This is a genomic window from Anabaena sp. UHCC 0399 (genome assembly GCF_034931465.1).
Taxonomy (GTDB): domain Bacteria; phylum Cyanobacteriota; class Cyanobacteriia; order Cyanobacteriales; family Nostocaceae; genus Trichormus; species Trichormus minutissimus.
On record NZ_JAYGGZ010000015.1, the window covers coordinates 64,163 to 78,318 of the forward strand.

The window sequence follows — 14,156 nt, forward strand, 5'->3', positions numbered from 1 at the left end:
AACCAGCGACATTACCGCAAGCCAACACCGAAACAACCCCTAATTTTTTTGGTGAACTAGTCCAAGAGACATTAGCTTTAACTCGTCGCTTGTTTATTCAATTACAACGCCGTCCTTCTACTTTATTGGCGGGTATTGTTCAGCCTGTCATGTGGTTAGTATTATTTGGTGCGTTGTTCCAAAACGCGCCTAAAGGTTTATTCGGCAGTACGACGAATTACGGTCAATTCTTGGCAGCAGGTATAATAGTATTCACAGCTTTTGCGGGAGCATTAAATGCTGGTTTACCTGTCATGTTTGATCGAGAATTTGGTTTTTTGAACCGCTTGTTAGTTGCTCCCCTGGCTTCGCGGTTTTCGATTGTGTTTGCATCAGCCATTTTTATTATTAGCCAGAGCTTACTACAAGCTGCTGTAATTATTGGTGCGGCGGCATTTCTGGGTGCTGGGCTACCTGATGCTATGGGATTGAGTGCGATCGCTCTTATCGTCTTCCTGCTAGCATTGGGAGTTACTGCTATTTCCCTGGGTTTAGCTTTTGCCCTACCCGGACATATTGAATTAATCGCAGTAATTTTTGTTACTAACCTACCATTACTGTTTGCAAGTACAGCTCTCGCTCCTTTATCCTTCATGCCCAAGTGGTTGCAGATTGTTGCGACCCTTAATCCTCTCAGCTACGCCATTGAACCCATTCGCTATCTTTATACTCACAGCACTTGGGGATTGAGTAGTGTAGTCATGCAAGCACCTTGGGGTGAGGTTACCTTTGGTGGTGCATTGTTAATCTTATTTGGGTTTGCTTTAGTTGCTTTACTAAGCATTCAACCCCAACTTCGCCGAACTCTTGCGTAATATAAAAGCAGTCCCTATCAACTTTATATTCATACATTGCTAACTGAAAAAGAGTTTAGGGATGAGAAGCTAGAAGCTAGAGGCTAGAGGCTAGTAATTTTTTACTCAGCACCGGCTAAACGCCGCGCTACCGCTAACAGCACTCAGCACTCACAACTAAGGATGGTGTTAGAGGAACTTATGAAAAAATCACTTTCAGCAATCACTAAACTTGTAATAGCAACAGTTGCCAGCGTTGGTTTTGCTTCTTTACTCACAGCGCAGCCTAGCCTTGCTCAACTTGGTACAGTAGACGCAGGTGGCAATAATGCAGATCAACAAAATAATATTGACTTTAGCAATGGCAATTTCAATATGTTTGACCTGATTCATCGAGCAACTTTAGGAACTGGTTCTTGGGATGCTAACCAGCAAAACCAACAAATAGATGAAGCCGCCAAGGCATTTAGAGAAAGACAAAACCGAGCAAATACCAATAATCAGCAGCGAGGGCAAATACTCCCTTTACCAATTATTACTAGTCCAAGTGTTAACGAGCCAGCAGTTCAACCTTAAGTGAATAAGAGTGCTGAGTTATGAGTCAAGCGACTACTCAGCACTCTTGAAAAACATCCTACTTCTCTTAAGATACAAGGTTGGGTTGAGGAACGAAACCCAACACCGAGATCCATTTTGGGTTTCCAAAATCCATATCGGGCTGCGTTACCCTTTACCCAACCTACTAGCTAGCTACTCACTACTTAGCACTCAGCACGGGCTAAACGCCCCGCTACCGCTAACAGCACTCAGCACTCAGCACTCAGCACTCACTACTCAGCACTCACCTACAGCCCTAAAGCAGCTAAAACATCACCAGCATGGGTAGTTGTGTTGACGCTAGCATCAACGTGAGTGATTTTACCTTCGGGACTAATGACGTAAGTAACACGTTTGGCATAGCCACCACCATCAACATCGTAAGCTTTGATGAGAGATTGGTTGGTGTCAGCCAATAAGGGGAAATTCAGATTATATTTTTGGGTAAATGCCTGATGAGAAGCTTCATCATCAGCACTAACTCCCAGAACAACTACATCTTTGCCTTGATAATCTGGTTGAGCATCCCGGAAGCTACAAGCCTGCTTAGTGCAGCCTGGGGTGTCATCTTTGGGATAAAAATATAAAACAACAGTCTTTCCAGCAAAATCAGATAATGAAACGGTGTTGCCGTTAGTATCTTTGACGGTAAATGCAGGTGCATTTGTACCAACCGTTAGAGGCATAATGAACCTTTCCTGTTTTAGATTGTTGATGACTTTGAGATTTTACAATAATTTACAATAATTTCATGACATTAGTGTAAAAACTAAGGCTAAGGACAGAGGAGAAAAATTTCATTTCCCATGCCCCATTCCCAATGACTCATTCCCAAAGATAAAACTATGCCCGTGGTTAACTCTCAAAACTCCAAAATCCTGACTTATCCGCCTAGCAGCGTCAAAAGGGCTGAAAAATCACTGCTTTGTTCTCCCTTCAAAATCAAATTATTTGAGACTATGCGTCGTCAGAGTGTTGCCTTGGGTGCGATCGCATCAGAAAATGGTGTCAAACATGGCTACACCCAAAAACCTCTGTCAGAATTGTCCTGTGATAACGATTTGGGTTGGTTAATCGAAGTAGGGATATTGCGGCGCGAAGTCGATGGACAGGGGATTACAGATGGTTTTCGCCTTACTCCTTTAGGTCATCAACTGAGCGAAAAATACCAAGGTCAAAACTTACCTGCTCCCTCATGGCGCGATCGCCTATATAATTCCGTGATTCGTTGGTTGAGACTCCCTTTATAGCTGAAACCAGCCAAAAGTTAGGATTAAGTATTTTCAGGGAACAATAAATACGGAGAAACATCAACCCATTTATTAATTCTTTACCATTTTCATCGCTGAGAACTGGTGAAATTGTTAAGCTGGGTTGCTTATTTTCCTCAATTTGAAGCGGAATATTTGCTCTCAGTCTACGATGGGCATTGGAGATTTCCAGCCTTTATGCTAAAACTCACACAAATTACGAATTACGAATTAGTCTCATCCCTTATTTTGAATAAGTAACAGTGTCTATGAAATCTATTATGGTAGTGGGGACAACTTCCCACGCAGGGAAATCACTAATAACTACAGCTATTTGTCGGATTTTGTCACGGCGTGGCTGGCGAGTAGCCCCCTTTAAAGGGCAAAATATGGCTTTAAATGCCTACGTTACAGCCAATGGAGGAGAAATTGGCTACGCCCAGGCAGTACAAGCTTGGGCAGCAGGTGTTATACCTTGGGTAGAAATGAACCCAATTTTGCTCAAACCTCAAGGAGATATGACATCTCAGGTAATTATCAGAGGTAGGTACGTAGGTAAAGTTAATGCGGCTGACTATTACGAGCAATATTTTGAAATGGGTTGGCGGGCAATTGAAGAATCTTTACAGCATTTAGGCACAGAATTTGATGTCGTCGTCTGCGAAGGTGCGGGAAGTCCAGCCGAAATCAATCTCAAGCACCGCGACTTGACCAATATGCGGATAGCAAAATATTTAAATGCCCCCACCATACTAGTAGTTGATATTGACCGTGGAGGAGCTTTTGCCCACGTTGTTGGCACACTAGAATTACTTGATCCAGATGAACGTCAATTAATTAAAGGTATAGTAATTAACAAGTTTCGGGGACAGCGATCGATTTTAGATCCGGGAATTAAATGGTTAGAAGAACGGACAAAAATTCCTGTGATTGGTGTAATACCATACCTGCAAGAATTATTCCCCGCCGAAGATTCCCTAGATTTACTCGACCGTAAACCATCAAAAGCCCAGACTGATGTAAATATCAGTGTGATTCGCCTACCCAGAATTGCCAACTTTACCGACTTTGACCCCCTGGAATCAGAATCAACGGTATCAGTAAGATACGTGAGTCCAAAGCATGATTTAGGACATCCAGATGCAGTGATACTACCAGGGACAAAAACCACAATTGCAGATTTAATTCTGCTGCAAAAAACTGGTATGGCTGAAGCAATTCAAAACTATGCTGCTTCTGGTGGGACAGTTTTGGGTATTTGTGGCGGCTACCAAATGCTAGGACAAATCATCGCCGATCCGGAAGGTGTGGAAGGACAAGCCGGCAGATATCAAGGCTTAAATCTCTTGCCCATTAAAACCGTGATTACCGGCCAGAAAATTGCCCGTCAGCGTCAAGTTAGCTCAAATTTCCCCCAAGCGGGATTACCTGTAACTGGGTTTGAAATTCATCAGGGGCGATCGCGTATAGAACCTCAAGGAGATACTCAGGCCTATCAAGCTTTATTTGATGATGCTAACTTAGGATTGGTAGATAGCTGTCAATCAGTTTGGGGTACATATCTCCACGGACTGTTTGATAATGGCCCTTGGCGACGCGCTTGGCTCAATCGCCTCCGCCAACAACGAGGATTGAAATCTTTGCCTACAGGTGTTGCCAACTACCGAGAACAACGGGAGCAGATGCTAGACCATCTGGCGACTGAAGTTGAAACCCACTTAGATTTAACACCCTTTTTGTCGTAGTTAGGCTAGATTTCATGAATGTTCGTGTCCGCTTTTTGCCAGATGATATCAGCATTGATGCTGAAGTAGGAGAACCCCTATTAGATGTAGCAGATAGAGCTGGGGTTTTCATTCCCACTGGTTGTCTGATGGGGACTTGTCATGCTTGCACAGTAGACCTTGATGATGGAGATACTATTCGTGCTTGCATTACATCTGTACCACCAAAAGATGAAGAATTAACCATCCATCTATTTACTGACCCAACTTGGTAGTTTTTTCAAGCAACCACAGAAAAAATATAAGATAGGCATAGGCTCAACCAAGATGCGATCGTCATGGTAAAAACACCTCCAAAGCATCGGACAATTCCCCTTCTAGAAAACGGCGACAAACTCACCCGGTATGAATTTGAGCGTCGCTACAACGCTATGTCTAACCTGAGAAAAGCCGAATTAATCGAAGGAATTGTCTACATTATGCCTGCTGCTTTGCGTTTTAGAAGTCACGGTCAACCGCATGGTTGGATTCTTACATGGCTTGGTACTTATGAAGCCGCTACTCCTGGTGTAGCCTTGGGAGTTGAACCAACTGTGCGCCTAGATTTGGATAATGAACCCCAACCAGATGCTGTACTTATCATCACGCCAGAAGCAGGCGGTCAAACAAGACTAAGTGATGATGACTATATCGAAGGCGCACCAGAGTTAATTATCGAAATTGCCGCCAGCAGTGTCGCCATTGACCTTCATGGCAAAAAACAGGCTTACCGCCGCAATGGAGTTAAAGAATATATCGTCTGGCAAGTTCTAGAGCAAAAACTGAGTTGGTTTTATTTAGAACAGGGTGAATATTTAGAGTTAGTCCCTGATGATGATAAAATTTTGCGCAGTCGGATTTTTCCAGGTTTGTGGTTAGCGATCGCAGATTTATTAGCCGGAAATATTCAGTCTGTATTGGCTGTTTTACAAAGCGGGTTACAATCCGCCGAACACGCGACATTTGTCAAGAAACTCGCAGTTTGAGATAGATATCCAGCATACCAGACTACCAAACCGTATAACCGTGGCGTTACATCATTTACAGTATTTGCGGTCAAGTATAGGGCATCTTGATTGTTAATGGCGTAAACTTTTTCAACATAAACACCCGACACTAGTTATAATTTCCTATAAGTTGAAAAAAGTCTTAAGATTAGCGTAATAGTTACGCTTGTCTTATAACGACTAGCTGAAAATCAATATTAGGAGGACTATCTATGGCGCTGGTACCAATGCGGCTACTGTTGGAACACGCAGCTGAGAACGGTTATGGCATCCCAGCTTTTAACGTTAATAACTTAGAACAGATTCAGGCAATCATGAAGGCGGCGGCTGAGACAGATAGCCCCGTAATTTTACAAGCTTCTCGCGGCGCACGTAACTATGCAGGTGAAAACTTCCTCCGCCACCTGATTTTGGCTGCGGTAGAAACCTATCCTCAGATTCCCATTGTCATGCACCAAGATCATGGTAATGCTCCTTCTACCTGCTACTCAGCTATCAAGAACAACTTCACCAGCGTGATGATGGATGGTTCTTTGGAAGCTGATGCTAAAACCCCTGCCAGCTTCGAGTACAACGTTAAAGTTACCAGCGAAGTTGTCAATGTAGCTCATTCCTTGGGCGTAAGTGTAGAAGGCGAACTCGGTTGCTTGGGTTCTCTGGAAACCGGTGCGGGTGAAGCTGAAGATGGACACGGTTTTGAAGGTACACTCGACCACTCCCAACTGTTGACTGACCCCGATGAAGCTGTTAGCTTCGTAGAAGCAACCCAAGTAGATGCTTTGGCTGTAGCTATTGGTACAAGCCACGGTGCTTACAAGTTTACCCGCAAACCCACCGGCGAAATTTTGGCTATCAGCCGCATTGAAGAAATTCACCGTCGTCTACCTAACACCCACTTGGTAATGCACGGTTCTTCTTCCGTTCCTGAAGATTTAATCGCCTTGATTAACGAACACGGCGGTGCGATTCCTGAAACCTACGGTGTACCTGTAGAAGAAATTCAAAAAGGTATTAAGAGTGGTGTTCGTAAAGTTAACATCGACACCGATAACCGTTTGGCTATCACTGCGGCTGTGCGCGAAGCTTTAGCAGCAAATCCCAAGGAATTTGACCCCCGTCACTTCCTCAAGCCTTCTATCACATATATGCAGAAGGTTTGTGCTGAACGCTATGTACAATTCGGCACTGCTGGTAATGCTAGCAAGATTAAGCAAGTTACTCTGGAAGAGTTTGCTGCTAAGTATGCTAAAGGTGAACTCAATATGATCACCAAGGCTGCTGCTAAAGTTTAATTTTAGTCAAAGATAAATAGGGGTAATATTTTGCTCCTGCGAAAATTTTTGATATTGATATAAATCAACCGGGAAACTTAAAAGTACCCCGGTTTTTTGTCGTATTTTATACTAAAATATTCTCCAATACTTCTGAGATTTCTAGAATTTTGGAGTCAAACACAATCACATGGGTGATTATAGGTAGCAATCGCCCAAGAATTTGCATATAAGCATCTGCATCATGACGACGATGAAACCGCGCTACTACCATTCGTTGCATATTGGGTAGTTGCCGAATAATACACCAAGGATGACTATTTGATTTTGGCTTTGAGGTTGATATCATAGGTTAATACTTCCCCACTTTGTGGGATGTTTTAGGAATGGCGTAGGCACGAAGTGGCTTGTCGTTAGACATCGCTCTGTTGTTTTCCAGGCAAGACGAGCGATCGCTTTTGATGTACACAGATATTATCAGGCGCATATGCACCGTTGTCAACCATAAAATGGGTTATGTCAAGCTGCGAATTCGAGAACTAGCTCAACAGAAGGGTTGGACGCTAAAAGAAGTTGCTGAACGTTCTGGAGTTAATTACAATACATTGAAAAGTTACGTTCAGCGTGATGTACTGAATACAGTTGATTTAAGTGCAGTCTATAAGATAGCTCGTACTTTTGAAGTGACGATTGAAGAATTGATGGAATTGGTAGAATAGTAGGTGAATCAAAAACCTGTATTTTAGATGATTTAGAATAGCTATAAATCTGGCCGTTGATTTTATAGCAGAAATACTTACGAATCAGCTAACCAGAATTACAATTACATTCAAGTCTATAGTACGGTCACATTCATGTAGAGAATGTGTGCTGCTCTCCTGCGAGAATATACGATACTGGCTAGCTATCGTTTGCAAGTGAATTGCAACTGACAGTGAAGGAATTGTTTGCTTGGTTATTGGAATGAATATTAAAAAATAATGAGGTAGAGAAATGGAAACAACAACAACTAGACAAGCATTAATTGCAGCTATTTACGAAGAATTAGAACAAGCTTATGAAGATACTTTAGAAGATGTTCTAGAGCTACTAAAAATTCGTAAAAATGAAGATGAGGAGGATATGAAAGATATTTACGTAGCAAAAAATGATACTACTATCTCTTGGGAAGAATATAAGCAAGAGAGTGCATGATTTATCAAATAGAAATTACAAGTAGGGCAGCTAAACAATTAAAAAAGCTGCCTGAAGATATTAAGCTTAAAATAGAAGATAAAATTTACGATTTAGCAAACGATCCACGCCCTGATGGCGTAGTTAAGTTAGAGGGTGATGAAGACTCCTATCGTGTACGTGTGGGTAGATATCGTATTTTATACGAAGTTAAAGATGATTTATTAATAGTTAGAGTGGTTAAAATTGGTCATCGTAGAGATGTTTATCGTCGGGGATAAAGCATAATCAAACTAGACTTAGCCATGCTGACGATGCTTTATTTTTTGTTGTAATAATGATGGGTTTTGTTCTTGCAGTTGGTGAGCAAATTCTTCATCAGCAGCAATTTGTTGCCGAATTTCTTCTTGGTGATCATGATAATAAGCTAAGGCTGCATAAACATCAGCTAGGCTAATACTCGGATGATGATAAAGAATTTCATCGGGTGACATTCCCATTTGTTCATGCCAGATTACAATATCTTGAACTCTAATGCGATGTCCAGCAATCCTGGGTTTTCCGCCACACACACCAGGAGTAATTTCGATGTGTTCTTTGATGATGGGAATAAACATGATGTTTGTTCTCAGAGTTATTTCAATGTATTTTATCTATCTGCCAAATTTTGATGGTTTGATCAGAACTCCCACTGGCGAGAATTTTACCATCGGGACTCAGAGCAATAGTATTAACTTTTTTGGAATGTCCAGTCAGGGTTTCTATGGCTTCACAGCTGGAAATACGCCAAATTTTGATGGTTGTATCTGCACTGCTACTAAAGAGGGTTTGTCCATCAGGACTTACGGTTAAGGATGTGATTTCGTCGGTGTGTTCTTTTAAGGTGTAAAGCAGCTTACCTGTGATTAAGTGCCAAACTTTGATAGTGCTGTCAGCACTACCACTAAAAAGTAACTGTCCATCAGGACTCATGGCGATCGCTTTCACATCACCAGCATGACCGATAAGTGTACGTAAAGGGTCGCCTGTCTGGGGATTCCACAGTCTGATTTTGGTGTCGGAACTCCCACTGGCGAGGATTGTACCATCGGGACTGATGGCGATCGCATGAACGGCTGATGTGTGCCAAAGGGTGCAAATGCGATCGCCTTTATGTAAATTCCAGATTTTGATTTTATTGCTACCGCTTGCTAAAATCTGTCCATCTGGGCTAATCACTACGACATTGACGGGTTTTTGATGTCCTAGGAGTGTATGCAGTAGTTTGCCTGTTTTTAAATCCCAGACTTTGACGTTACTTCTGGGGTGTTCGCAGCTACCGACAGCGACAAAATCACCGTTGGGACTGACGGCGACTGATGAAACTTCGCCTAGATTCCCGGCTAAAGTCTTGACAAAGTTACCATTATTGATATCCCAGATATTGAGATTTTGGTCTGTACACCCACTAACTAAGACTTCACCCTCTGGACTAATGGCGACAGATGTGACTTTACCGGAATGTCCTGTAAGGGTGTAACCTAGATCGGGAGTTGCTAAGGTACGTTTGTATTTGAGATGTGCGATCGCTGCTAATAATTTTTCAACATCTAGAACACTCTGTCTATCGTTGACGGTGAGGAAATATTCCTTTAACTTTTGTACATACTCCTCATCTTCGATTTTGATAGCCGACTGCATCGCCTCTAAGGGGTTAGCCAACTCTTGGAGTGAGACTTGATGTAAATCTAACCAAGTATTTATGGAGTAGTTTACCTGTGCTTGTGACCAGGTGCGATCGGGTAAATGAGCTAAACTCTGAGCTAATTGTAAAGCTAATTCTGGTATCCAATAAAGCCGCTCTTTTGATAGAGCTTGGTAAATTTGCTGATAGCTTGTAGCGATCGCTTGCACTGATTGTAAATCAAAAGTGTCTTTGAGTAAGTTTGAGAGTAACTCTGGCAGGAGGGGGGGGACATCATGATGCACTAGATGATAGATATCTGCTACCCATGCAGCTACTAAACTATGACAGGTAATTAATACGTGAGAAAGTTGCTCAAAATCTTGATGATTAACTTGATATTTTAAACCTAATTTACTAATATCAATTCCTTGCTCTTGCCATTTTTCGGCTTTCTCTAAAATAGCTAAATTAACTACATTATCTTGACCAAACCGATTAATTTCGTCAATATCTTCTCCCAAGTTTAATAAATCATCGCGGATTTTTCTCCACTCCAAAGCCCGATTTTTTGCAGATTGTTGCAAAATTTCTTTGTAAGGGATACGAGAAATAGTTTTATAGTAATAATTTGTTTGTTCTAAACCCCAATAAGCGATACGAAAATTTAAATAATCGCCATCATTTTCGGTTTCTAAAATTAAAACTGGCTCTGTTTTTAAGGTGCTGAATAAAGCCTTAATGCTAGATTCACTGTGGAAACGTTTACTATCCCAAGCTCCTGCTAAAAATTCTGTTGGTCTAATGGGATTATGTAGGGAGTAGTTGTTGTTGATGAACTCCCTGATTCCCTCTGCTAGCATTGTTTCCATACCAGCATTCTCATTATTATTGTAGTCAAATTCATCAAATTTTACTTGCGGTGGTGCTAGGAAAATTTTTAATGGTGTACAACCATAATCTTTATGAGATTCTAATATCTGTGAAGGATATAATCTTAAAGGCCAGTTATCGAGAATTTTATTAATTTCTGGTAAATTTAGAGCCGTCTCCCTTTCTTGTTTGGTTACTTCTAATTGTGTTTCACGATAATAAACTGCTAGTTGCTTTTGGAAAAGCTTTTCTTTCTCAAATCCTATCTCTACGCTTTTTTTCGGTTTGGCTACATTAGCAATTTCAATAAATGCTTGAATTGCTTGAGGAAGTGGGTATTTAGTTGTATCTAGACTTTTTTCCGTTCTCTTTTGTATAAGAGTGACAACCACAGGTGCAAACTCTATCACTAATTGAATGAGTAGCCTTAATCCTTGCTCCATAAGGAGATTCCTGTTAAATTAATAACTTTAATGCTTTACTGATAACCCCAGTATTAGTTAGCCAATCGACAAAACTGATACTTTAATTTGCTTTTTGTTTCCTGGTGACATCTATCTAAAGATATCTCTATATATGGCTTATCTTACTACTTGAGGGAATACTTTTGCCAAAGCTTTCCCCCCTCTGTCACCCTTGTCTCCATAAAATTCCCCCTATATCAAATCTTCAGGAGTTTTCTGCACCACTAAGCAGGTGCAAGATATGAGACTACCTGCTTATTTTTTGCCTATTTTCTAAAAAACAGTAAAATCTTACTTTAAGTTAGATTAAAGCTACCAAAAATCTATGTCTAAATTTTCAACTTGGATAGAGCTTCTGAGTTATAGAGCGATACATCAGCCTGACAAAATAGCTTATATTTTTCTTCAAGAAGGCGAAAAAGAAACATTTAGACTGTCTTATCAAGAGTTAGATACACTGTCACGAGCGATCGCTTCCCAGCTACAATCTCTGGAATTAACGGGTGAACGAGCTTTATTACTTTATCCACCAGGACTAGAATTTATCGCTGCCTTCTTGGGGTGTTTATATGCTGGTGTGATAGCTGTACCAGCTTATCCACCCCGACAGAATCAAAAAATGACCAGGCTATCTGCGATCGTATCCGATGCTTCAGCAAAGGTCGCACTCACAACTAATTCTTTGTTAAAGGATATCCAGCGTAGCTTTGTCCAAGATTCCGAACTAAACACACTGCACACTCTAGCTACAGATAATATAGATAGCAACCAAGCCCCAAATTGGCAAAAACCAGAATTTAACAGCGATACTTTAGCTTTTCTGCAATACACTTCTGGTTCTACAGGCACACCAAAAGGGGTGATGGTAAGTCACGACAACTTGCTGCATAACTGTGAATATATGAAGCAAGCATTTTCCTTCACACCAGAAAGTCTGCCTGTTTCCTGGCTACCTAGCTTCCATGATATGGGGCTGATTCTTGGGATTCTCGAACCCCTGTACACAGGAGTACCAGTCATCTTGATGTCACCGACAGCTTTTGTGCAGCAACCAATTCGGTGGCTACAGGCAATTTCACATTACAAAGCAACTCATTCTGGTGGACCGAACTTTGCGTATGAACTGTGCATCAACAGGATTACACAGGAGGAATTAGCAACCCTCGATCTCAGCACTTGGCATTTCGCCTACAACGGTGCAGAACCCGTCCGCCGCCACACCTTAGAACGATTTGCCGAAAAATTCCAGCCTTGTGGCTTCCGTTCTAACTTCTTATATCCCTGTTATGGCATGGCTGAAGCAACCTTGATGATTTCTGGAGGATTAGGCGAAGCAGAACCAGTTTACTGTACCGTTAAAGCCGATGAATTAGCACAAAATCAAATTGTAGAAGCATCATCAAATACCCAAAATGTGAGGCAGTTAGTAGGGTGTGGACGCGAATGGCTTGATACCAAAATCGTCATCGCTGATCCAGAATCCCTAACGCAATGCCTTCCCAATCAAGTCGGGGAGATTTGGACATCAGGACGTAGTGTAACTCAGGGTTATTGGCAGCGACCAGAACAGACTGAGGAAACCTTTAAGGCACAATTACGAGACACTCAAGAACAACCATTTCTGCGTACTGGGGATTTGGGATTTTTAAAGGATGGCGAATTATTTATCACTGGGCGGCTCAAGGATGTAATTATTATTAGAGGTCGCAACCATTATCCCCAAGATATTGAACTAACAATCCAGCAGAGTCACCCAGCTTTACGACCTGATTCCGGTGCTGCGTTTGCGGTGGAAGTCGAGGGAGAAGAAAGACTAGTCGTAGTTCAAGAAGTGCATCGCAATTACTTGCGGCAACTAAATGTTGATGAAGTAGTTGGAGCAATCTGTGAAGCAGTATCAGAGCAGCATGAGTTACAAGTTTATGCGGTATTGCTGCTGAAGACGGCAAGTATTTTAAAGACATCCAGTGGTAAGATTCAGCGTCATGGTTGCAAAAATGGATTTTTGACGGGAAATTTAAATGTTGTGGGAGAGTGGCGACAGAATCTTCACGAAAATAGACCCCACCTGTTACCTGATAAAAATAATGCCCATGAGCAGACCTTTTCCCCACAAGCAACTCAAACCAAAGAAGCCATACAAGCTTGGCTAGTTGCTAAGTTATCAGATTTGCTCAAAGTTACTCCCCAAGAAATAGATGTGCAGAAATCCTTGGCTCGTTATGGTCTAGATTCTCTAGCAATAGTAAATCTTGCGGGCGAACTAGAGCAATGGCTAGGATACAAGCTTTCTAGTACGGTAACCTATGAGCATCCTAGCATCATAGCCCTGGCTAACTACTTAGCTAAGGCAGACGTTACTAATTTCGACCTACCCACCTGTTTAATTCCCCTCCAGCCAAATGGGACAAAGCCACCTTTATTTTGCGTTCATCCACTTGGCGGAGTGGTCTTTCCCTATTATGAATTAGCGCGTCTCATCAACTCAGACCAACCATTTTACGCACTGCAATCAGTAGGAATTGAAGGACGAGAGCAACCATTAAATAAAATCGAAGATATGGCAGCTCGTTATATTCAGGCTTTGCGTGTGGTTCAGCCAAACGGCCCATACTTTTTAACAGGTTGGTCTTTTGGTGCTTACGTGGCTTTGGAAATGGCCACTCAGCTAGAACAGCAAGGACAACAGATAGCCAAAGTAATTTTGCTAGATACGCCACCACTTTCTGCTGACAGAACTACTAACTTCTTAAATTTATTGAGATTTTTCTTGACCTCATCATTACAACATAGCTGGCCGTACATCTATGATTACTTTTATCTCTACTTTGTTGGAGATAAAACTCAGCAGTCAATGGATTTTTGGCATCTGATTAGTCTGATTAATCCAGAGTCAATCGCTAAGGTAGTAGAACATGAATCGAGGCTGATGAAGTTTCGCCAACCAGTATTACAGAGGGTTCTGCACATTCTCCAGGCTAACAGTGAAGCTTTAATTAATTACAAATCAAAGTTATATCAAGGTAGAATTACTCTATTCTCTACCAACTCTCGATTTGGCAGTCACGAAGAACCCACTCAAGGCTGGCTTGATTTAGCGACACAAGGATTAGAGATTTATCAAATTCCCGGTCATCACTTCAATTTATTAAGATCACCTCATGTTGAAGTATTAGCCCAAAAGCTAACGGCTTGTATTGAAGAAGTGCAAAATTAAGTAGCAAAAATTTTTGCTCCTCCCATCCTCTAACTAGCAGATAAC

Annotated in this window: 15 protein-coding genes; 11 read left to right on the forward strand and 4 right to left on the reverse strand. The window is 41.6% G+C overall.

Features of this window, described 5'->3' with window-relative positions; translation table 11 throughout:
* Both VB693_RS10740 and VB693_RS10745 read left to right on the forward strand, forming a co-directional pair.
* The coding region (locus VB693_RS10740; protein WP_323266251.1) for an ABC transporter permease at positions 1-854 on the forward strand (854 nt) is incomplete at its 5' end.
* A gap of 180 nt (positions 855-1,034) precedes the next feature.
* Positions 1,035-1,409 carry a hypothetical protein gene (locus tag VB693_RS10745; protein WP_323266252.1) on the forward strand — a complete coding sequence of 125 codons (375 nt, stop codon included), beginning with the start codon at positions 1,035-1,037 and terminating at the stop codon, positions 1,407-1,409.
* Positions 1,410-1,678: 269 nt separating this feature from the next.
* Here the strand turns inward: VB693_RS10745 and VB693_RS10750 are convergent, their stop codons facing one another.
* Positions 1,679-2,116 carry a peroxiredoxin gene (locus VB693_RS10750; protein WP_323266253.1) on the reverse strand — a complete coding sequence of 146 codons (438 nt, stop codon included), beginning with the start codon at positions 2,114-2,116 and terminating at the stop codon, positions 1,679-1,681.
* 159 nt (positions 2,117-2,275) lie between these two features.
* Here VB693_RS10750 and VB693_RS10755 point away from each other — a divergent pair, with 159 nt between their 5' ends.
* The 5 genes from VB693_RS10755 (at position 2,276) to fba (ending at position 6,742) form a co-directional block, all read left to right on the forward strand.
* Positions 2,276-2,680: an Npun_F0494 family protein gene (locus tag VB693_RS10755; protein ID WP_323266254.1), complete on the forward strand. Its 405-nt coding sequence runs from the start codon at positions 2,276-2,278 to the stop codon at positions 2,678-2,680.
* Positions 2,681-2,949: 269 nt separating this feature from the next.
* A complete protein-coding gene (gene cobQ / locus VB693_RS10760) occupies positions 2,950-4,425 on the forward strand; it encodes a cobyric acid synthase CobQ (protein WP_323266255.1) in 1,476 nt (491 codons plus the stop codon).
* 14 nt (positions 4,426-4,439) lie between these two features.
* The gene (locus tag VB693_RS10765) at positions 4,440-4,679 is read left to right on the forward strand and encodes a 2Fe-2S iron-sulfur cluster binding domain-containing protein (protein ID WP_323266256.1); all 240 of its coding nucleotides are present in this window, start codon (positions 4,440-4,442) and stop codon (positions 4,677-4,679) included.
* 63 nt (positions 4,680-4,742) lie between these two features.
* On the forward strand, positions 4,743-5,429 hold the full coding sequence (locus VB693_RS10770; protein WP_323266257.1) for a Uma2 family endonuclease: 687 nt from the start codon (positions 4,743-4,745) through the stop codon (positions 5,427-5,429).
* A 233-nt stretch (positions 5,430-5,662) separates the two neighbouring features.
* A complete protein-coding gene (gene fba, locus VB693_RS10775; protein ID WP_190696029.1) occupies positions 5,663-6,742 on the forward strand; it encodes a class II fructose-bisphosphate aldolase in 1,080 nt (359 codons plus the stop codon).
* Between the two features lie 106 nt (positions 6,743-6,848).
* On the opposite strand, the gene VB693_RS10780 is transcribed toward fba, so the two are convergent.
* On the reverse strand, positions 6,849-7,070 hold the full coding sequence (locus VB693_RS10780; RefSeq protein WP_323266258.1) for a hypothetical protein: 222 nt from the start codon (positions 7,068-7,070) through the stop codon (positions 6,849-6,851).
* A gap of 160 nt (positions 7,071-7,230) precedes the next feature.
* Here VB693_RS10780 and VB693_RS10785 point away from each other — a divergent pair, with 160 nt between their 5' ends.
* From VB693_RS10785 to VB693_RS10795, 3 genes are all read left to right on the forward strand, one after another.
* Positions 7,231-7,440 carry a helix-turn-helix transcriptional regulator gene (locus VB693_RS10785; protein WP_323266293.1) on the forward strand — a complete coding sequence of 70 codons (210 nt, stop codon included), beginning with the start codon at positions 7,231-7,233 and terminating at the stop codon, positions 7,438-7,440.
* A gap of 274 nt (positions 7,441-7,714) precedes the next feature.
* Positions 7,715-7,915 carry a hypothetical protein gene (locus VB693_RS10790; protein WP_323266259.1) on the forward strand — a complete coding sequence of 67 codons (201 nt, stop codon included), beginning with the start codon at positions 7,715-7,717 and terminating at the stop codon, positions 7,913-7,915.
* Positions 7,912-8,175, forward strand: coding sequence for a type II toxin-antitoxin system RelE/ParE family toxin (locus VB693_RS10795; RefSeq protein ID WP_323266260.1), 264 nt, complete (start codon positions 7,912-7,914; stop codon positions 8,173-8,175). The genes VB693_RS10790 and VB693_RS10795 overlap by 4 nt, the downstream gene beginning before the upstream one ends.
* An 18-nt stretch (positions 8,176-8,193) precedes the next feature.
* Here the strand turns inward: VB693_RS10795 and VB693_RS10800 are convergent, their stop codons facing one another.
* Both VB693_RS10800 and VB693_RS10805 read right to left on the reverse strand, forming a co-directional pair.
* Positions 8,194-8,511 (reverse strand): DUF433 domain-containing protein, encoded by a 318-nt coding sequence (locus tag VB693_RS10800; RefSeq protein WP_323266261.1) that lies wholly within the window; start codon positions 8,509-8,511, stop codon positions 8,194-8,196.
* A gap of 22 nt (positions 8,512-8,533) precedes the next feature.
* Complete coding sequence (locus tag VB693_RS10805) at positions 8,534-10,873, reverse strand: WD40 repeat domain-containing protein (RefSeq protein ID WP_323266262.1); 2,340 nt, start codon at positions 10,871-10,873, stop codon at positions 8,534-8,536.
* Positions 10,874-11,219: 346 nt separating this feature from the next.
* Between VB693_RS10805 and VB693_RS10810 the strand changes: the two genes are divergently transcribed.
* A complete protein-coding gene (locus VB693_RS10810; protein ID WP_323266263.1) occupies positions 11,220-14,111 on the forward strand; it encodes an AMP-binding protein in 2,892 nt (963 codons plus the stop codon).
* Positions 14,112-14,156 lie beyond the last annotated feature (45 nt).

Bases quoted from the DNA above. Each gene is read 5' to 3' on its own strand.
- VB693_RS10805 (WP_323266262.1), bottom strand. From the start codon at position 10,873: ATGGAGCAAGGATTAAGGCTACTCATTCAATTAGTGATAGAGTTTGCA.
- VB693_RS10745 (WP_323266252.1), top strand. From the start codon at position 1,035: ATGAAAAAATCACTTTCAGCAATCACTAAACTTGTAATAGCAACAGTT.
- fba (WP_190696029.1), top strand. From the start codon at position 5,663: ATGGCGCTGGTACCAATGCGGCTACTGTTGGAACACGCAGCTGAGAAC.
- VB693_RS10800 (WP_323266261.1), bottom strand. From the start codon at position 8,511: ATGTTTATTCCCATCATCAAAGAACACATCGAAATTACTCCTGGTGTG.
- VB693_RS10810 (WP_323266263.1), top strand. From the start codon at position 11,220: ATGTCTAAATTTTCAACTTGGATAGAGCTTCTGAGTTATAGAGCGATA.
- VB693_RS10770 (WP_323266257.1), top strand. From the start codon at position 4,743: ATGGTAAAAACACCTCCAAAGCATCGGACAATTCCCCTTCTAGAAAAC.
- VB693_RS10790 (WP_323266259.1), top strand. From the start codon at position 7,715: ATGGAAACAACAACAACTAGACAAGCATTAATTGCAGCTATTTACGAA.
- VB693_RS10795 (WP_323266260.1), top strand. From the start codon at position 7,912: ATGATTTATCAAATAGAAATTACAAGTAGGGCAGCTAAACAATTAAAA.
- VB693_RS10750 (WP_323266253.1), bottom strand. From the start codon at position 2,116: ATGCCTCTAACGGTTGGTACAAATGCACCTGCATTTACCGTCAAAGAT.
- VB693_RS10780 (WP_323266258.1), bottom strand. From the start codon at position 7,070: ATGATATCAACCTCAAAGCCAAAATCAAATAGTCATCCTTGGTGTATT.
- VB693_RS10765 (WP_323266256.1), top strand. From the start codon at position 4,440: ATGAATGTTCGTGTCCGCTTTTTGCCAGATGATATCAGCATTGATGCT.
- VB693_RS10755 (WP_323266254.1), top strand. From the start codon at position 2,276: ATGCCCGTGGTTAACTCTCAAAACTCCAAAATCCTGACTTATCCGCCT.
- cobQ (WP_323266255.1), top strand. From the start codon at position 2,950: ATGAAATCTATTATGGTAGTGGGGACAACTTCCCACGCAGGGAAATCA.
- VB693_RS10785 (WP_323266293.1), top strand. From the start codon at position 7,231: ATGGGTTATGTCAAGCTGCGAATTCGAGAACTAGCTCAACAGAAGGGT.